We start from the raw sequence: 18967 nt of genomic DNA on the forward strand, positions 1-18967 counted from the left end.
ACCGTCAGGCGCTGTCGCAGTGCCTGATTTAACCGCTTAAATACTGCTCTTGGGAATGGTGTTTTAATATCCGATATGCTTGGGCAGTACCAATTTTTGCGTATTCCTCTAGCATAGCTAACGGTCTAATTATCCGCCATACCTTTTTACAAAAAAATCCTGAAAACCCACCGCTTGTATTCGAAATTTACTTAAAAATCACTGACTTAATAAGATTAATTCTCACTACCCTTGTATTAGCCGAAAAATTTTTTGAGGTAGATCACAAAATGAAATTTTTTATGTTAATAATTTGTAAAAAACGATTATAAAGTGGCGGAAATAGTGGCAAAATAGTCGCACTTTTAAGTGATACATTTTTCTTTCCCGAGGAGGAAATCGTGCAAACTGTCAATGTTGATGTTGCAATTATGGGCGCCGGTGGCGGCGGTTTACGGGCTGCGATTGCGGCAGCGGAAGCTAATCCTAATTTAAAAATTGCTTTAATTTCAAAAGTTTACCCGATGCGTAGCCATACGGTTGCCGCAGAAGGCGGCGCAGCAGCAGTCATCAAAGATACGGATTCTTATGATAAACACTTCCACGATACCGTTGGCGGCGGCGACTGGCTGTGCGAACAAGATGTGGTGGAATATTTTGTTGAGCATTCGCCGGTTGAGATGACGCAACTTGAGCGTTGGGGCTGCCCGTGGAGCCGTAAAGATGACGGTGATGTGAACGTACGCCGTTTCGGAGGAATGAAGATTGAGCGGACGTGGTTCGCCGCCGATAAAACCGGTTTCCACTTATTGCACACGCTCTTCCAAACCTCGATCAAATACCCGCAAATTATCCGTTTTGACGAACATTTCGTGGTCGATATTTTAGTCGATGAAGGTCAAGCTCGTGGTTGTGTGGCAATGAATATGATGGAAGGTACTTTCGTGCAGATCAATGCCAATGCGGTAGTCATTGCAACCGGCGGCGGTTGCCGTGCTTATCGTTTCAACACTAACGGCGGCATTGTTACCGGCGATGGTTTATCAATGGCGTATCGCCACGGTGTGCCTCTGCGTGATATGGAATTTGTGCAATACCACCCGACCGGCTTACCAAACACGGGCATTTTGATGACCGAAGGTTGTCGCGGTGAAGGTGGTATTTTGGTGAACAAAGACGGCTATCGTTACCTGCAAGACTACGGTTTAGGACCGGAAACGCCAATCGGCAAGCCGGAAAACAAATATATGGAATTAGGCCCTCGTGATAAAGTGTCTCAAGCGTTCTGGCAAGAGTGGCGTAAAGGCAATACCCTAAAAACCGCAAAAGGTGTGGATGTTGTGCATCTTGATCTGCGTCATTTAGGTGAAAAATATCTGCACGAGCGTTTACCGTTTATTTGCGAGTTAGCCAAAGCGTATGAAGGGGTTGATCCGGCAAAAGCACCAATTCCTGTGCGTCCGGTCGTTCACTATACAATGGGCGGGATTGAAGTCGATCAAAAAGCGGAAACCAATATCAAAGGTCTGTTTGCGGTCGGTGAATGTGCTTCTTCAGGTTTACACGGTGCAAACCGTTTAGGATCTAACTCATTAGCAGAATTAGTGGTATTCGGTAAAGTCGCCGGTGAAATGGCGGCACAGCGTGCCTTAGAAGCCGCACCTCGCAACCAAGCGGTGATTGATGCTCAAGCACAAGATGTGTTAAACCGTGTCTATGCGTTAGCCCGTCAGGAAGGTGAAGAATCTTGGTCTGAAATTCGTAACGAAATGGGCGACTCAATGGAAGAAGGTTGCGGTATTTACCGTACCCAAGAGAGTATGGAAAAAACCGTGGCAAAAATTGCCGAGTTAAAAGAGCGTTACAAACGTATCCGTGTGAAAGACAGTTCCAGCGTCTTTAATACCGATTTACTCTACAAAATTGAATTGGGCTATATCCTTGATGTTGCACAATCCATCTCGTCCTCTGCCCTTGATCGTAAGGAGTCCCGTGGGGCTCACCAACGTTTAGACTATGTGGAACGTGATGACGTAAACTATTTAAAACACACCCTTGCTTACTATAATGCGGACGGTGCGCCAACCATTAAATACAGCGATGTGAAAATCACCAAATCGCAACCGGCAAAACGGGTATATGGTGCGGAAGCCGAAGCACAAGAAAAAGCAGCAAAGGAGTAACAGACGATGACAAACCAAAATAAAATGACGGTGGAAGTGCTTCGTTATAATCCTGAACAAGATAACGAACCGTTCTTAACCAAATATGAAGTTCCTTACGATAGCCAAACCTCGCTCTTAGATGCCCTTGGCTATATTAAAGATGAATTAGAACCCGAACTGTCTTATCGCTGGTCTTGCCGTATGGCGATCTGCGGCTCTTGCGGAATGATGGTAAACGGTAAGCCGAAATTGGCGTGTAAAACGTTCTTGCGGGATTACAGTGGCTATATGCGTATTGAACCGCTTGCCAACTTCCCGATTGAGCGGGATTTGGTGGTGGACTTAAGCCACTTTATCGAAAGCCTTGAGTCCATCAAACCTTATATTATTGATAACAAAGCCCCTGAGCTTGACGGCAACCCGCATCCGTCTGCCGAACTGGCGAAAAGTCGAACCAAACAAACGCCTGCACAGTTGGAAAAATACCGTACCTTCTCAATGTGTATCAACTGCGGCTTGTGCTACGCTGCCTGTCCGCAATTCGGCTTAAATCCGGAATTTGTCGGCCCGGCTGCGCTTACCCTTGCTCACCGCTACAATTTGGATAACCGTGATAACGGTAAAGCAGAGCGAATGAAGATCATCAACGGTAAAAACGGCGTATGGAGCTGTACCTTTGTCGGCTACTGTTCCGAAGTCTGTCCGAAACACGTTGGGCCGGCTTCTGCGGTAAACCAAGGTAAGATCGAAAGTGCAAAAGATTATGTTTTTGCAATGCTCAAATTGCAGAAATAAGGAGAAAGTAAAATGACAACAGTAGCAAGTAAACGCAAAAAATATGTGCGTGAAGTCAAACCGACTTGGTGGAAAAAGTTAGATTTTTACAAGTTCTATGTGCTGCGTGAGAGTACCGCCGTACCGACTATCTGGTTCTGTCTGGTACTGTTCTACGGTTTAGTCTGTTTGGGTAACGGCAATTTCGGCACGACCTTTGTCGGCTTTTTACAAAATCCGTTAGTGATCATCTTAAACATTATCACCTTAGGAGCGATGTTACTCAACAGTTTTACCTTCTTTGGTATGGCGCCTAAAATGATGAATGTGATCGTTAAAAACGAACGTATTGATGTTCAATTAGTGTCTCGTATCTTTTGGGGCATCACCGCATTCGTCAGCCTGCTAGCATTAATTTTAGTATAGGGAGCAAACAATGGATAAACAAAACCCAGCCCGTTCAAACGAACCTGCCGTTTGGCTACTCTTCGGCGCAGGCGGTGCGATCAGTGCCGTATTTTTCCCTGTTTTAGTGTTAATCTTGGGCTTTTTACTGCCGTTTGGCTTGGTAACACCGGATAACATTATTGCCTTTTCACAAACGTGGATCGGCAAATTAGCTATCCTCGCTCTACTTATTTTCCCTATGTGGTGTGGTATGCACCGTGTACACTTAGGTTTGCACGATTTCAAAATTCACGTGCCGGCAGGAGGATGGATTTTCTACGGACTATCCGCTCTTTATAGCGTATTAGTGATTTTTGCGGTCATTAACCTATAATTAACCGCTTACCAAAAGGCTATTTTCTCCAGCGGAAAATAGCCTTTTTTCATTTATGCTGAACTTATCATTTAATCGCCAGTCAGATTAGGCAACCAATGGTAACAATGTTATCAATATTTTCTATGAGGATCTCAAAATGAAATTACTTAAATCTCTCTTTGCCGTTAGCCTTGCCACTACCTTATCGCTTAGTGCGGTTGCCGAAACGGCTGCCCCTTTAACGCAAGCGAAAGACAGTATGATGAATACCGTCAGCGAAACAAAAGCGGCGGCGAAAACAATGATGACGGATACCGTTTCCGATATGAAAAGCGGGGTGATGAACAAAGCCGCCTCCGCTAAATCTGACGCAACGCAAGCGGTACAATCCGTTAAAAATGTTGCAAAAGAGAAAGCGACAAAGATGAAATCCGATGCAATGACACAAGCCAATCACACCCAAAACGGTTTGAGCGAAAAAATGTCCGCAACGAAAGCAAAAGCGGAAAAAACAATGGCTTCAGCTCAAAAAGCCACTGTTGAAAAAGCGAATGATGCCAAAGCGAAAGCAAAAAATGCAGTCAGCTCCGCCAAAAACACCGCCACGGAAAAAGTGGAGGCAGCGAAGTCGGCAATCGGTCGTACAGGCAAAATTAACATCAACAAAGCCGATGCCAAAACCTTACAAAATTTAACCGGTATTGGCGAGACAAAGGCACAAGCGATTATTGATTACCGTGCTAAACACGGTAAAATCAAAAACTTAACCGAACTTTCAAAAGTATCCGGTATCGGTGAAGCGACATTAGAGAAAATTAAATCTTCTATCAGCTTCTAATCTCCCTTGCATTTAATGACGGCAACTTCAGGTTGCCGTTTTAATTTTAAACACAATGTTTTTTAACCGAATACTACGCCATTTCATCATCGCGGCTTGCGTATATTGCAGTTTTAACCCGCCTGCTTCTGCGCAAAACCACACACAATGTATCCAAACGACGACCCAAGACCGCTATATTCACATTGCAAAAATCGATTTACGCTGCCCGCAGCTTGAATTGATCGGCTCACAATCGGTGGATAAAGGCACAACCGTTTCCGCTTTCGCCGCCAAATATCAAACCAATATCGCAATCAATGCCAATTTTTATTGGAAAGATTTTACCCCTATCGGACTGGTGATTACCGACTACAAAAAAATCTCAAAATATGGCGATGTGCGTGCTCGGGTGGTTTTCGCCTGCGATGACCAAAACCATTGTATGATTGAACCGAAAAATCAGGTCGCTAAAATAAATCCCAAATGGCGTATCGCCATTTCAGGCTGGCATTACTACAACACCAAAACAGGAAAGTTTGAATGCGCCGCCAGCGACAAAATCGGCTGCTCACAGTCTATCTTTTTCGACAAACACCCCCGCACAATGCTCGGGTTAGACGAAAAACGGCAACTGCTCTATTTAGTGGTGGTCGAAGGGCGACAACTGGCATTTCGAGGAATGACCCTTGACGAGTTAGCGCAGTTAGCCGAACGTTTAACGCTCACAGCAGCGATCAACTTAGACGGCGGTGGCAGCAGTACAATGGTACTCGATCGCAAGCGGTTATCTGATCTGCCTTTTTTGCAAACTCAAGAGCGTGCCGTGTCCAATCATTTTGGGGTAAAACTAAAACGGGATCAGTAATGATGCCACCAACTTGCCAACCCTATCACCGCAGCGAAAACAGTCAGCCAAACCAAGTGTAATTTAACGCTTTTACGGTTAATCTCTTGGTTGGCAAGGCGGCGTTGTTCTAATAATTGACGATAACGGGCTAAATCGGTTTCGTGAAAGGAAAAGCCACAGTGGGGGCATAGTTTCGCCGTTTGGCTGATTTTCCGGCGGCATTCGGGACAATGATGTAGTGCCATAGCTTACCCTATTTAATCAGACACAATAGCCGCTCGACAAACTGCGCCGGATTATCAAGGTGTGCGTTATGCCCTGCGTTGTCAATGAGCTGATAGGATAGACTGTATTTTTGGGCAAGTCGGCGAAATTTGCTATCCCGCTCGCCCACGATAAAATAGATCGGTCGTTCGGCGCTTTGTAGTTGTTCGGCATAGAATGGCTGCTTTGCCAAGCTGGTCGCCCGCAACATTTTGGCGATCGATCTGCCGTGATTGATTTGTCGTTTTTTGATAACTTCCACCCGCTTGCACGGGGATAAATCGGTAAATACCGGCTGTTGATACCAATCATTCAGCACATTTTCAAGGGCTTCCGTTTCAAAACGGGCTGCCCAGCGGCAATCATTGTGCCAACGGTCTTGCTTGTCCGTTTCGGTTTCCAAGCCGATATTCGTCCCTTCTAATATCACTCCACACAAGTGAGGCATAGATTGGGACAGGCATAAATCCAACGCGGCACGCCCGCCTAACGAGTAACCGACCAACCAAAACGGCTGATCGCCGATGAGTTGGTTCAAGGTTGTCGCCAACTCGGCTCGTAGGCTCGAAAAATCCTGACACTCAACCGAACGGCTGTTGCCGTGAAAACAGAGATCTAGGGTAAGCGGTCGGATATGCGGGAAAGTTTGCAAACGGGTGATAATCGCCGCCCAATCCTGCTGTGAGCCGAGCAGCCCGTGCAAAAAAACCACGGGCATTCCGCTTTCACCGTGCCACTGATAGGCTAACATTAGTCGATCGAAGCTCGTGAGATCTGCTCAAGCAACGATTTATACAGGGTGCTGCCTTCGTGATCGTTCACCTTGATTTCTACAATCGTTACGCCCTTGCGGATATAGGCTTGCTTCAATTTCGTACCTAAATCCGCCCAAGTGTAAGGACGCAGATACTCGATACCGAACATTGTCGCTATTTGTGAAAATTCTAGATTATGCGAAAGACGGTAGAACTTATCCTTCACTTTCGGCTCAACCGGCAACATATCGAAAATCGCCCCGCCGTTATTATTAATCACAAATAAAAGGGTCGGTTGGCTGATTTGGCGTAGCAACGCCATTGAGTTGAGATCGTGCAACGCCGAAATATCGCCAATGATTCCCACAGTCGGCACGCCTGAGCCTTTTGCCACGCCCGCCAATGTCGCAATCAAGCCGTCGATACCGCTCGCTCCACGGTTAGTGTAAACGGGATAGCCCTCCGGCAATTTACACAATGCGTCCACTAAACGTACAAACAGACTGTTCCCCAAAAAGAGATTGCCGTTTGCCGGCAGGATATGCTCGATATGGTGAGCGAGGGAGGCTTCGTTTAAATTTGCCCCCACTTGCTGCTCAATAAAGCCGGCACAGAATTGCGACAGCGCAAGCGGTTCAAGCAGCCACGGTTTTTGGCGAAGCGGCGGGTGGACACGGGTGAAATGGTGCGCTTTAGCAACAAAACGGGTTTGCGGGTGAGCGTAAGGATTGAGGTAGTCTTGGGATTGCTCCACCAACCAAAACTCCCCTTTAAACGCCTCAAGGAATTGATTTACCCGTTTGCTGACAATTTGCGAGCCGAACTGAATCACAATATCCGCCTGCAATAAACGCTGCTCGACGGTTTTATTCGATAACCATACGTCCGCATACGGCAGGCTGGCATCAATGCCCGACTGCACATCGCTGATTAAGCACCAACCGAGCGTTTCCGCCCACATTTTTAGCCCCATTCCCTGCTCTAACGGCAACTTACCGACCACCACAACGCCCCGTTTGGTGCGCCAATAGTCCCAATTTTCGTGCATTAACACATCTTTTTGGGTTGGCTGGCGGTCAATCCACTTCATTTGCGGCTGATTGAGCCAACGTTGGATCGGGTTGAGCCAACTATCCGTGTCGATTGCCGCTTCGTCCGCCTCATATAACGGCTCGGCAAACGGGGCATTGAAGTGTAAAACGCCGCCTTTTTCCGCTTGTTCGCCGCACGCTTGCCCCAGTGTCGCAATTAACCAATTGGCACTGAAATCCTTGCTCGGCTTCGGTAAGTTAAGCTGTGCCACCGGATAATTGCCGAATATGCGTTGCTGATCTATCGCTTGGTTTGCCCCGCAGCCAATCAGCTCGGGCGGACGGTCAGCGGACAGTACAATTAATTTCTGATGGGTTAAACTCGCCTCAATCACCGCCGGGAAAAGATTTGCCACCGCTGTGCCGGACGTTACAATAATCGCCACCGGATCGTGAGTGGATTGCGCTAAACCGAGCGCAAAAAAGCCTAATCCCCGCTCGTCAAAATGGCTATGACACTCTGCCAAGCCTTGTGCTTTTAGGCGGAGTGCCTCAAGGGTGAGCGGGGTGGAACGTGAACCGGGAGCAATACAAAAATGTTTGACACCGTAGCGAATCAATGCCGTTAGCACGACTTTCGCCCAAGTTCGATTAAAAGTACTGATAGTCTTCATTCTAAACGTCCGATATTCTGTTCTGTTTTCATCTACAAGCGGTCAGATTGTAGCAAATATTTGCAATAGCCCCTAGTAATGAACGTATTTCTACCTATAATAGCTTGATTTTTTCATTAAAAATGGCATAGAGAGCTAAAAATGACGCTAATTATCCGCCAACTTGGCGTGCAGGACTACCAACACGTTTGGCATCAAATGCAAGAGTTTACCGATCATCGCACCGCGGATACGCCCGATGAAATTTGGTTGGTCGAACACCCGCCGGTGTTCACGCAAGGTTCGGCGGGCAAGCCGGAACATTTGCTCAACCCGACCAATATCCCCGTAGTTCAATCGGATCGTGGCGGACAGATCACCTATCACGGTTTGGGTCAGCAAATTATGTATGTGTTGATCGACATCAAACGCCATAAGGCAAACGGCAGTGATCTGAATGTGCGCCAGCTCGTTACTGCCCTAGAGCAATCGGTGGTGAAAACCTTAGCAGATTACGGCATCGAGGCTTACCCTAAACCCGATGCGCCCGGCGTCTATGTGGACGGTAAAAAAATCTGCTCGCTTGGGCTAAGAATCCGCAAAGGTTGCTCTTTTCACGGCTTGGCACTGAATATTCAAATGGATCTCAGCCCCTTTAGTCATATCAACCCCTGCGGTTATGCCGGTTTGGAAATGTGCCAATTAGCGGACTTTATCCCTCACGAACAGGCGAGATGTGAGCAAGTCGCCCCGAAATTGGTTCATTACTTTACCCAAATTCTCGGTTATAATGCCCAACAAATTATTAACAAATAGGAATACAAAATGGGTACACCTTTTAAAATGGAACGTGGCGTTAAATATCGTGATGCCGCTAAAACGTCCATTATTCCCGTTAAAAATATCGATCCTGACCAAGAATTACTTAAAAAACCGGAATGGATGAAAATTAAATTGCCGGCAAATTCGGCAAAAATCCAAAGTATTAAAAACGGAATGCGCCGCCACGGCTTACACTCGGTGTGTGAAGAAGCCTCTTGCCCGAACTTACACGAGTGTTTTAATCACGGCACGGCAACCTTTATGATTATGGGTGCGATTTGCACCCGCCGTTGTCCGTTCTGCGATGTGGCGCACGGCAAGCCGTTACCTCTCGACCAAGACGAACCACGCAAGTTGGCGGAAACCATTCAAGATATGAAGCTCAAATATGTGGTGATCACCTCAGTGGATCGGGACGATTTACCCGATCGGGGCGCAGGGCATTTTGTCGCGTGCGTGCGTGAAATTCGGGCGATCAATCCGGGGATCAAAATTGAAATCCTTGTGCCGGACTTCCGTGGCAGAATTGAACAAGCGATTGACATTCTCAAACAAAATCCGCCGGATGTGTTCAATCACAACTTGGAAAACGTGCCACGCTTGTATAAAGAAATCCGACCGGGTGCGGATTATCAATGGTCGTTGAAATTATTGAAAGAATTTAAAGCGGTTTTCCCCGACATTCCGACAAAATCGGGCATTATGGTCGGTCTAGGCGAAACCAACGAAGAAATTCTCGCCGTTATGCAAGATTTGCGGGATCACGGTGTAACAATGCTCACCCTTGGGCAATATTTGCAGCCGAGCCGCCATCACTTGCCGGTCGCCCGCTATGTTCACCCGACGGAATTTGATATGTTCCGTGAAAAAGCCAACGAAATGGGCTTTGAACACGCCGCCTGTGGCCCGTTCGTCCGTTCCTCTTACCACGCCGATCTGCAAGCAAGCGGTGGGTTAGTCAAATAATATTGCATATAAAATCGACTATTTAAAAAATGCAGGGGCGTACTGCGTACGCCCATAATTAAACCAAACGACCAAATAAAATCACTATTTGGTAAAAGAAACGGGCGGATTTGCTGATTTTATCGCTTATCCGCCCGCTTGTTTTAGTACTTAATTAGAGTTTTGCTGCCAACATCGCCTCCAATTTCTCTTGGTCGATCGCAAATTTGCGAATACCTTCCGCTAATTTTTCGACCGCCATTGGATCTTGGTTATGTTCCCAATAAAATTCCGCTTCCGTCATCGGTGCCGGACGAACTTTCACTTCGCCGTTAAAGGCGAGTTTACGCACAAGCGGAGCATCACTTTCTTGTAAGGCTTTTAATAATGCCGGCGCAATGGTTAAACGGTCGCAACCGGCCAGCTCGGTGATTTCACCGGCATTCCGGAAACTTGCGCCCATTACCACAGTATTATAACCGTACTGTTTGTAATAGTTATAGATGGAGGTAACGGAAACCACCCCCGGATCTTCTGCCGGTGCGTACTCTTTTTGATCACTGTTGGCTTTATACCAATCTAAAATACGGCCGACAAACGGCGAAATCAGATAAACGCCCGCTTCAGCACAAGCACGGGCTTGCGCTTGGGAGAAAAGTAAGGTGAGGTTACAGTTAATCCCCTCTTTTTCAAGCTGCTCTGCCGCTTTGATCCCCTGCCAAGTGGACGCAATCTTAATTAAGATACGGTCGTTACTAATACCCGCTTCATTATATAGCGCAATCAATTTCCGTGCTTTTGCAATGGTTTTTTCCGTGTCGTAAGAGTAACGCGCATCAACCTCTGTGGAAATTCGCCCTTTCACCACTTTTAAAATTTCTAAACCGATATTGACTGCCAATTTATCTTCCGCATCAATCAGTTTCTGGGCTTTATCATCGCTTTTAGCTTTGGCGTATGCGACCGCTTCATCAATTAAAGGGGCATATTGTGGCAGTGCCGATGCACTCAAAATCAGAGAAGGGTTGGTGGTAGCATCTTCCGGCAGGTAGGTTTTGATCGCATCAATATCACCGGTATCGGCAACCACAACGGTCATTTCTCTTAAAGCATCAAGTTGGTTCATAATCGTTCCTTAACTAAAATGAAGTAAAAAGTCCCCGTATAATAACAGCAACTTGCGTCATAAAATAGAACGAATTTTGTGAACTAGATCACATTTTTTGAAATTAGCCCGCAGGGTTGCCTGCTGCGATTTTATCGCTTGAATGGTATGGTACTATTTTTGTGCATCTACTGCTTCTAATGCGCGTAGTGCATAGGTATAAGCCGCACCTGCATTTAATGCAATCGCTGTTGCTAATGCACCGGCGATTTCGCTTTCCGTTGCACCGGCTTTTGCCGCTTCTTCTGCGTGAACGCTGATGCAGCTTTCACAACGGGTGGTAATCGCAACCGCAAGGGCGATTAATTCACGGGTTTTTAAATCCAATGCTTCTGCGGCAGCCGCTTGTCCTAACGCTTTATAAGCTTCCAACATTTTCGGGTGTTTTTTGCCTAACTCGCCGAACGATTTTTTAACGTGTGCGGTATGTTCCGGCCAATTTGTAAATGCCATTGTCGTGCTCCTATGGAAATGATTGTTGAAAAACGCTGTTATTATTGCGACTTTTTCAGTATATTTCTCGCCAAATCGTTTCATTTTTTCGTCAATTTGTTATGGATATTTTAGATAAACTGATTTCGCTTGCCCAATTATCCGGCAAAGTCAATGTAAAATGTGAGTTTGGCGGTCAGTGGGCCGTTGCACATTCCGCTCGAGCCGGACAAGGCATTGTGCATATCGTTACGCAAGGCAGCGGCTATGTCAGGCTCGCCAATCAAGCCCAGAGCCGCCTTGTTAAGCAGGGGGATATCCTGTTTTTCCCCCGTTCTAGCGAACATATTTTAAGCTATGCCAGCCACTGTGCAAATTGTGAGACTTATCCGACCGCTTACACCCAAGGGGCGTTTGAGGTGAAAAAAATCGGGCAGCAGGCAGATTTCGGGCTATTTTGCGCCCATTTTTACTACGATCCGCACGCTGAATTGATTAAAAGCCTGCCCGATGTGATTTTTTTACGGCTCGAACCGCAGAATTTTACCTGCTTTGTCGAGTTGCTCAATCAAGAAGCCGAGCGAGAATTGATTGGTTCAAGCACCGTAGTCAATGCCCTGTCTAACGTGCTGCTGACGTTGATTTTACGCACCTATTTGGCGCAATCGGACAATCAACCGACGGGGCTACTGAAAGGCTGGCAGGATAAGCGTTTGAAAGGCGTACTCAATGCCATTATGGCGGAGCCGGAAAAACCGTGGCTAATCGACAATATGATAGAAACTGCGCACTTATCCCGCTCTCAGCTTATTCGGCTATTTAAGCAGCATTTGTCGGTCAGTCCCCACGTATTTTTACACCGTATCCGGCTGCAAAAAGCCGCAATGTTGCTCAAACAAAATGCCGATTCCGTGCTAACGATAGCGCTTGCAACCGGTTTTCAGTCGGAAACGCATTTTGGTAAAGCCTTTAAAAAATACTATGGCATTACTCCCAGTCAGTACCGGAAGCAAGCGGTGAGCGACAACTCAAAGTAATTCCCACGGCACCACATTGCAAAAAAGCGGTGGTAACCCACCGCTTGTTCATATTATTCATTGAGTAGTGATATTGCTTGATTTTTAGCGCCTTTAAAATCCACCTTGCCACTGGCAAGCGTTGGGATTTCTTCTACCAAAAAGAGTTTGGACGGCTGCATTAACGGCGGAATATCTGCCGCTTTGATTTTCGCTGACAGCTCATCAAGGGAGTGCTCACTTTTCAGAAGCAATACAACCGCTTCGCCTTTTTTCTCATCCGGCACATTGACTGCCACAAACGCAGCGTGATCGGCAAGCACCTCACCTAGCAATTCCTCTACACTGCCCAAGCTGATCATCTCACCACCGATTTTGGCAAAGCGGGAATAGCGATCAACAATGCTGACAAAGCCATTTTCATCAATATGCCCCTTATCACCGGTTTTGTAATAACGGATACCGTCAATCTCGGCGATCGCTTCGGCGGTTTTCTCGTCATCATTGAGATAACCTTTCATCACCTGCCCGCCGCCAATCACGATTAACCCATCTTCATTTGTCGCCAATGGCGCAAGAGTGTCGGGGTCAACAATTTTTATAATCGTACCCGGCAATGCCATACCGACCGAGCCGACTTTGTTGAACGTGAGCGCTTTCAGGCTCTCTTTTTCTAAAACATTCGGCATATTCACCGCAGCAACCGGCGCAGTTTCCGTCGTACCGTAACCCTCGTAAATCTCTAAACCAAATTTAACACGGAACGCCTCTTTCACGTCCGATTTGAGTTTTTCCGCCCCGGCGACAACCATTCGGACGCTTTGAAACATTAACGGGTGTAGCTTTTTGTTTTTGGTATAAAGCCTGAAAAAGGTCGATGTGCCAAACAAAATCGTTGCACTATGACGCGCCGCCATTTTGCCGACTAATGCGCCGTCTGTCGGATCCGGCACACTCACCATTTTGATCCCCTCACACAGCGGTAATAATGTCGTAACCGTTAAGCCGAACGAGTGAAAAATCGGCAGTGAATTTAAAATCACGTCATTGCGTTTAAAATTCAACAACTCGCTGATTTGCTTAATATTTGTCAGCAGGTTTTTATGGCTTAGCTCAATCCCTTTCGGCTCGCCCTCACTACCACTGCTAAACAAAATGGTTGCCGTATCATTCAGCGAAACCGATTTGAAATAACGGGCTTTAATCCACCATTGCGGTGCAAGCAAGGCGGTAAACAGCGCGTGCAAGCGGGCGGTTTTACCGACTTTTTTACCAAGTTGCTCCGCCATTACCGCTTTATCCGCCAACAGTGCGTGATAATCAAACCCTTTTGCTGACAATTTCTCAAGAAATTTTTCTGACGTAATGACCCGCTCAATCCCCGCTTTTTGCAACGCAAGGGCGAGGCTTTGCTCGCTCAAGGTATAATTGAGATTTACCGGCACTTTACCGTTAATAAACAACGCCATATTGACGATCGCCCCGATGGATGAACTCGGCAACAACACCCCCACATTTTTTTGTGTCGGCAACGTTTTACGCAATAATCGACTAAACAGTAAAACCGCCGTCAAAAATTTGAGGTGCGTTAAATTCATTCCTTGGCTGTCTGCACAACACGGGCGGAATAAATTTGCCTTAGCGGTATCCAACCAACCGTGCATCAATGGTTGCTGGCGGCGGATAAAGGCCTCCCACGATGAAAAAGACAGTTCCACGACTTTCTGTTTCATCGCCACACGATCGATAAAGGTACGGATTGGCTTACCGAACGCCACTAAAATATCCCGTTTGCCACGCCGCTTGGTTAATGCTTTATAATATTGATCGGCACGGGAAAAACTTGAACCCCATAATCCCCGTAAGTAAAACGGCACAACGCACACTTCGTCCAACTCTTTAATCGCCAGTTCAAAGCCACGTTTAAATTCATTGATTTGCCCGTTGTAACTGATATGTCCCTCCGGAAAAAGCGCCACTACTTCGCCGTTAGCAAGCATTTCACGGATTTTTTCAATGGATTCTTTGCTTGACCCTGCGCCAATCGGAATCACTTTAAACCATTTTAAAAACCATTTGAGATACCATTTATTGTAAATACCACGGTACATCACAAATTTAATTGCTCGTGGGCTTGCCGCCTGCAAAACCAACCAGTCAATCCAGCTAATATGGTTGCCCAACAGCAATACGCCGCCGCTCTGCGGTAAATTTTTCAGCCCTTCAACGTTAAAGCGATAACCGGTTTTCAGAATCGGCAAGAGCAGCAAGCGGGTGAAAAGATGCGGAAGTTGGACAATCGCATAAAATGACCCGATCAAGCAGACAAAAGCGGCAAACAGTAACAGACCGGTGGTCGAAATATTGAGATAGACAAAGGCAATACTCAATAACAAAAAGCCGACCATTGCGATGTTTTGCGCAAAATTATTGCCCGCCATAATTTTGCCGCTGGTTTGCTCTGGGGCGAAATATTGAATCGTGGCATTCAGAGGGACGATAAACAACCCGCCGAATACCCCAAAGCCGAAAGAGCAGAGCGTCATCACCCAACTGCTACTAGAAGACGCCATTAACAAGACCGAACCGAAAATCCCTAACGCCCCAATCGGCACAATGCCGTGTTCAATATGGTGTTTCGACATCACACCGGCAAGGTAAGAGCCAATGATTAGCCCCACACCGCTCATTGCTAAAATACCTTGAATAATCAAGGCATTATCATCATTAAACATCGCCTTATAATGTGCCGGAAATGCCGCCACCAACACCTGCGAAATGCCCCAAAACACACTCAACCCCAAAATACTCAACCAAATATTTTTATTTTGGCGTAACAAGGCACTGTTTTGTTTGAGATAACCCAAGGTGAGATAAGTGTGCCATTCAAATCTGGCGGTAGCTGGCGGTTCGTGTTGGGCAAAATTCGGCAATCTGAAGGCACATATGGCTTCCAAGCTGCTGAAAACCACCAATAAACCCCCGATCACTGCCATACCGGAAAGCATTGTTGCCGGATCGCTCCCTGCCACATACAGGGATTCAAAGATAAATGAAAAGCCGAAAGAACTCAGCAAAATCGCCACAATCGTCAAGGCTTGGATCACCCCGTTCGCCTGCCCTAAATTTTCTGTGCCGACAATTCGCTTAATAATACTGTACTTCGCCGGTGAATAAATCGCACTCTGCGCCGCCAAAATCAGCGTCAGCAAAAATGCCATTTCAAACGCCCCCGCCAAATAGCTGACTAAAACCGCACCGCTGATAAAAATCGCCGCTACACTGGCAGTGCGGATCACTTTGGTCTGCGGGTATTTGTCGTTAATGAAACCGGAAGGGGAAAAGAGGAAGATAAACGGTAGGAGAATCATTGCATTAATCAGTGCGGTGAGTATCACGAGCGTGTCGCCGGTAAAACTTTTCAGCAAGACATTTTGAATCGTGATTTTGTGGGCTAAATCCACACTGGCGTTCAAAAATGCAATGGCGAGATAGGGCAAGAACCCTTTAATTTTGAGTAAACGCATTTTGCCTCCGTATTGGCTGCAAGCGGTCGGCAGAGGGCAAATTTTTGCACAAAACCAGCCAAATCCGACCGCTTACTCAACTATGAGTTTAATATTTCGGCAAACCAACCGTCCAGTTTGGCGGCTAATTTATCAATACCGATTTTATTTTGGGCGGAATAGGCTTCCACCTGCACATCACCTTGGAAAGGCAAAATCGCCTCCCGCACCATTTTAACCGTTTTGCTGCGTCCGCTTTGGCTGAGCTTATCCGCTTTCGTCAGCAGCAGTAAGACCGGCAACTCAGCGGAAACCGCCCATTCAATCATTTGCTGATCGAGATCTTTAAGCGGGTGGCGAATATCCATTAAGATCACCACTCCTCGTAAACATTGGCGTTTTTGCAAATATTCACCGAGGGAACGTTGCCACTGTAATTTCATCTGCTCCGGCACTGCGGCATAGCCGTACCCCGGCAAATCGACCAATTTACAGTTCGGTTCAACTTCAAACAGGTTGATGAGCTGCGTGCGTCCCGGTGTTTTTGAAGTACGAGCCAAGTTTTTTTGGTTGGTCAGCGCATTTAGCGCTGTGGATTTGCCGGCGTTTGAGCGTCCGGCAAAGGCAATTTCCACCCCGCTGTCTTCGGGCAAATGCCGAATATCCGGTGCGGAAGTTAAAAAGTGGGTTTTGTGATAATTTAATTTAATCTCTGACATAACGGTTTAATTTAACGTAAAAGAGAGTCCCCGCTCGCCGTAGCGATTTGGGTTTGGATCGCCGGCAAAAACACCCCATTCCAGCAAGAGCATCGTGCCGATAAACACCGGCATCAATACGCCCAGTAGCCACGCCATTGTGCCTTGTGCCGCAAGGGATACCCCATAGCAAACGAGCGGCACAACCAACATCAGCAATGCTTTAGCGGAGCGGTTACGGTCGTGTAAGCGTTTGATGATCACCGCCGCTAAGCTATATGCCGAAAGCAACAACGGCACGGCACTCAACACACTGAAAGCGGTCGGATCAAACATAAAATTTGCAAATAGCAATAAAAACAGAAAATTGATGCCGAAGCCAATCCAAAATCCTTGCCGATTTAGGCGACCGCGGAAGGAAAAGAGCGCACTGTACCAAATCATTAATTTTTTTCCAAAATATGTAAGTATTCAACCGTTTTAACATCTTTATATTTTCTTGTATTATCTGCCTTAAAACGTTGATATTCTTGTTCAACGAAATCATATCTTCCATACAAGGAACATATCTCTCTTATTTCATTCAAAGAAAGTATACCTTCATTATTATAACTAATAAAAATATATTTAAAATTTGCATTTTCAATAAGCTCTTTAAAAGCTAAATAAGCTTCATTCTTTTGACAAAACCTTGAACGAGTATAATTCCTTAAACCTGTTTTACCAATAGGTTCAAAATAATCATATTTTGCAATAGTATTTAGCAAATGGTAATTAGCTCCATATTGCCTAGTATTATAAGGGGGATCTAAATACAGGATATCACCTTCAATACTCTTAATTAACTGATTACTATCCTGATTATATATTTCGGTTTCACATAATGATTCATCAAATTTTGCAGGTTGTAATACAAGATCTTTTTTTGCTGTATGTTTCAAACTTTTTAAATAAGCTCCATATACTGAAGCAGTATTTGCATGTTTATCCGCACTTTCTAATAAAGATGCCAAACAAAAATAATAAATATCATCAGAAATATCTTTATTTAGATAAAGCATTTTAATATTCGATCTTATTTGATCTATTTTCCTTCCATTTGATTCTGAGAAATACAATCTCTTTGCAATACCATTTTCACTATACTGATTAAATATGAAATGAGTATTTAAATTAGATTTATTACTCTCAATAAAATCAAATAAATCAAAATAATCTATTATTTTATTATTTCCAATATAATTGCGATTTAATATATAGCTATAATATTCTATATCATTTGAAATAATTTTTTTTACTTGAGTTTTTAAACTAGAACCAATAATTCCTGTTCCTGCAAATAACTCACAAAATACCTTATTATCAAAATTGCCAACAGTATCTTTTATAGTTGAAATAATAAACTGCGATAGTTTATTTTTAGAACCAATATAATTCATTATTATAAATCATTTCCAAGTAAGATAACAAATGCTTCTGTTTTATATGTTTTTTTACCTAACACTTTATGGGAATATTTAAATGTAATTGAATAAGGTGTCTTCAATTTATTCTTTTCAAGAATACTCTTAATTTTTATTGGTTCAACATCTTCATCTAAATAAACAATAAATAATCTAGGCTCTTGCCCAAATCTTCCTTCATCCTGATAGGTATAAAGGTATTCTGCTACCTTTTCAGGATGGTTTATTGCTATATCTCTCCAATTCTCCCCAAAATCACGCTTAAATTCATTTGTAGGGCTTTTTGATACTTTTTGGTCAAAGCGAACACCATCAATAAAAAAATCTAAACCTCTTGAATGATGCAATGTTGGAATAACATTTTCATTATTTAAAAAAATCATAGTTTCTAAATAATCATTTCTTTCAGTATTAATTTCTTTAATTCTTCTATACCTTACTGCTGCTGTTTTTACTTTACTATCTTTTATGTCTCTTGAGTCAGTAGATGAATTTATATGTTGAACAAAATTATCAAATTGCCCTTGAGAAAAAGGCCATTCCACATTACCAAAACCTAAATTAACCCATTCAGATAATAAAACTTTTATATTATCCTCCCCTAATTTGCCTTTTTGATATTTAGGAGTTGATTCAAAAATCTGACGAATAACTTTATAGGCTTTGTTATATTCCCAATGTTTAACAATCAATTCATAAGCATCATTAGCTTTTTCTACTTTTTCGTTAATACCCAATAACCTTAAGAAATCAATTGCATTTCTTTGATTCCCAAAGATCTTCTTAACAAGATCTTGATCAATTCTTTTTCTAATATCAATAGCACTCATTTTTACTCCTTTTATCTGAACAATTGCGTAATAAATTAG

At 44.7% G+C, this 18967-nt stretch carries 19 protein-coding genes; 9 read left to right on the forward strand and 10 right to left on the reverse strand.

From position 1 onward, the window contains the following. Positions 1-380 precede the first annotated feature (380 nt). The 6 genes from frdA (at position 381) to E4T80_RS07225 (ending at position 5366) form a co-directional block, all read left to right on the forward strand. On the forward strand, positions 381-2162 hold the full coding sequence (frdA, locus tag E4T80_RS07200) for a fumarate reductase (quinol) flavoprotein subunit (protein ID WP_135056676.1): 1782 nt from the start codon (positions 381-383) through the stop codon (positions 2160-2162). A gap of 6 nt (positions 2163-2168) precedes the next feature. Then, entirely contained in the window at positions 2169-2939 is a 771-nt protein-coding gene (locus E4T80_RS07205; protein WP_047975762.1) for a succinate dehydrogenase/fumarate reductase iron-sulfur subunit, read from the forward strand. Between the two features lie 12 nt (positions 2940-2951). Beyond that, the gene (gene frdC / locus E4T80_RS07210) at positions 2952-3344 is read left to right on the forward strand and encodes a fumarate reductase subunit FrdC (RefSeq protein WP_047975763.1); all 393 of its coding nucleotides are present in this window, start codon (positions 2952-2954) and stop codon (positions 3342-3344) included. Positions 3345-3354: 10 nt separating this feature from the next. Continuing rightward, positions 3355-3699, forward strand: a complete 345-nt coding sequence (frdD, locus tag E4T80_RS07215) for a fumarate reductase subunit FrdD (protein WP_047975764.1) — start codon at positions 3355-3357, stop codon at positions 3697-3699. Between the two features lie 139 nt (positions 3700-3838). Further along, positions 3839-4519, forward strand: coding sequence for a ComEA family DNA-binding protein (locus E4T80_RS07220; RefSeq protein ID WP_135056679.1), 681 nt, complete (start codon positions 3839-3841; stop codon positions 4517-4519). A 55-nt stretch (positions 4520-4574) separates the two neighbouring features. After that, a complete protein-coding gene (locus E4T80_RS07225) occupies positions 4575-5366 on the forward strand; it encodes a phosphodiester glycosidase family protein (RefSeq protein ID WP_135056682.1) in 792 nt (263 codons plus the stop codon). Here the strand turns inward: E4T80_RS07225 and E4T80_RS07230 are convergent. The 3 genes from E4T80_RS07230 to menD are packed head-to-tail and all read right to left on the reverse strand — an operon-like array spanning position 5360 to position 8072. Then, a complete protein-coding gene (locus tag E4T80_RS07230; protein WP_135056685.1) occupies positions 5360-5593 on the reverse strand; it encodes a zinc ribbon domain-containing protein in 234 nt (77 codons plus the stop codon). The two genes, E4T80_RS07225 and E4T80_RS07230, sit on opposite strands and share 7 nt — an antisense overlap. Positions 5594-5601: 8 nt before the next feature. Beyond that, complete coding sequence (gene menH, locus E4T80_RS07235) at positions 5602-6363, reverse strand: 2-succinyl-6-hydroxy-2,4-cyclohexadiene-1-carboxylate synthase (protein ID WP_135056688.1); 762 nt, start codon at positions 6361-6363, stop codon at positions 5602-5604. After that, positions 6363-8072, reverse strand: a complete 1710-nt coding sequence (gene menD, locus E4T80_RS07240) for a 2-succinyl-5-enolpyruvyl-6-hydroxy-3-cyclohexene-1-carboxylic-acid synthase (protein ID WP_135056691.1) — start codon at positions 8070-8072, stop codon at positions 6363-6365. The genes menH and menD overlap by 1 nt, the downstream gene beginning before the upstream one ends. A gap of 141 nt (positions 8073-8213) precedes the next feature. On the opposite strand from menD, the gene lipB reads away from it, so the two are divergent. Together lipB and lipA are read left to right on the forward strand one after the other, a co-directional pair. Continuing rightward, a complete protein-coding gene (gene lipB, locus E4T80_RS07245; RefSeq protein ID WP_135056694.1) occupies positions 8214-8867 on the forward strand; it encodes a lipoyl(octanoyl) transferase LipB in 654 nt (217 codons plus the stop codon). A 9-nt stretch (positions 8868-8876) separates the two neighbouring features. Then, the gene (gene lipA, locus E4T80_RS07250) at positions 8877-9839 is read left to right on the forward strand and encodes a lipoyl synthase (protein ID WP_135056697.1); all 963 of its coding nucleotides are present in this window, start codon (positions 8877-8879) and stop codon (positions 9837-9839) included. 154 nt (positions 9840-9993) lie between these two features. Here the strand turns inward: lipA and tal are convergent, their stop codons facing one another. Together tal and E4T80_RS07260 are read right to left on the reverse strand one after the other, a co-directional pair. Further along, positions 9994-10944 carry a transaldolase gene (gene tal / locus E4T80_RS07255; RefSeq protein ID WP_135056700.1) on the reverse strand — a complete coding sequence of 317 codons (951 nt, stop codon included), beginning with the start codon at positions 10942-10944 and terminating at the stop codon, positions 9994-9996. 153 nt (positions 10945-11097) lie between these two features. Further along, positions 11098-11436 (reverse strand): carboxymuconolactone decarboxylase family protein, encoded by a 339-nt coding sequence (locus E4T80_RS07260; protein WP_047975772.1) that lies wholly within the window; start codon positions 11434-11436, stop codon positions 11098-11100. Between the two features lie 101 nt (positions 11437-11537). Between E4T80_RS07260 and E4T80_RS07265 the strand changes: the two genes are divergently transcribed. Continuing rightward, the gene (locus E4T80_RS07265) at positions 11538-12452 is read left to right on the forward strand and encodes a cupin domain-containing protein (RefSeq protein WP_135056703.1); all 915 of its coding nucleotides are present in this window, start codon (positions 11538-11540) and stop codon (positions 12450-12452) included. A 53-nt stretch (positions 12453-12505) separates the two neighbouring features. Here the strand turns inward: E4T80_RS07265 and E4T80_RS07270 are convergent, their stop codons facing one another. The 5 genes from E4T80_RS07270 to E4T80_RS07290 all read right to left on the reverse strand — a co-directional run bounded on the left by E4T80_RS07270 (position 12506) and on the right by E4T80_RS07290 (position 18928). Next, entirely contained in the window at positions 12506-15958 is a 3453-nt protein-coding gene (locus E4T80_RS07270) for an acyl-[ACP]--phospholipid O-acyltransferase (protein WP_135056706.1), read from the reverse strand. Positions 15959-16038: 80 nt separating this feature from the next. Continuing rightward, positions 16039-16656 carry a ribosome biogenesis GTP-binding protein YihA/YsxC gene (gene yihA, locus E4T80_RS07275; protein ID WP_135056709.1) on the reverse strand — a complete coding sequence of 206 codons (618 nt, stop codon included), beginning with the start codon at positions 16654-16656 and terminating at the stop codon, positions 16039-16041. A 6-nt stretch (positions 16657-16662) separates the two neighbouring features. Further along, complete coding sequence (locus E4T80_RS07280) at positions 16663-17079, reverse strand: DUF805 domain-containing protein (RefSeq protein WP_135056712.1); 417 nt, start codon at positions 17077-17079, stop codon at positions 16663-16665. Continuing rightward, the gene (locus E4T80_RS07285) at positions 17079-18074 is read right to left on the reverse strand and encodes a DNA adenine methylase (protein ID WP_135056715.1); all 996 of its coding nucleotides are present in this window, start codon (positions 18072-18074) and stop codon (positions 17079-17081) included. Before E4T80_RS07285 ends, E4T80_RS07280 begins: the two co-directional genes overlap by 1 nt. Positions 18075-18076: 2 nt before the next feature. Then, positions 18077-18928, reverse strand: a complete 852-nt coding sequence (locus E4T80_RS07290) for a hypothetical protein (protein ID WP_135056718.1) — start codon at positions 18926-18928, stop codon at positions 18077-18079. Positions 18929-18967 lie beyond the last annotated feature (39 nt).

The sequence above is a fragment of the Muribacter muris genome (genome assembly GCF_004569585.1).
Lineage (GTDB): Bacteria > Pseudomonadota > Gammaproteobacteria > Enterobacterales > Pasteurellaceae > Muribacter > Muribacter muris.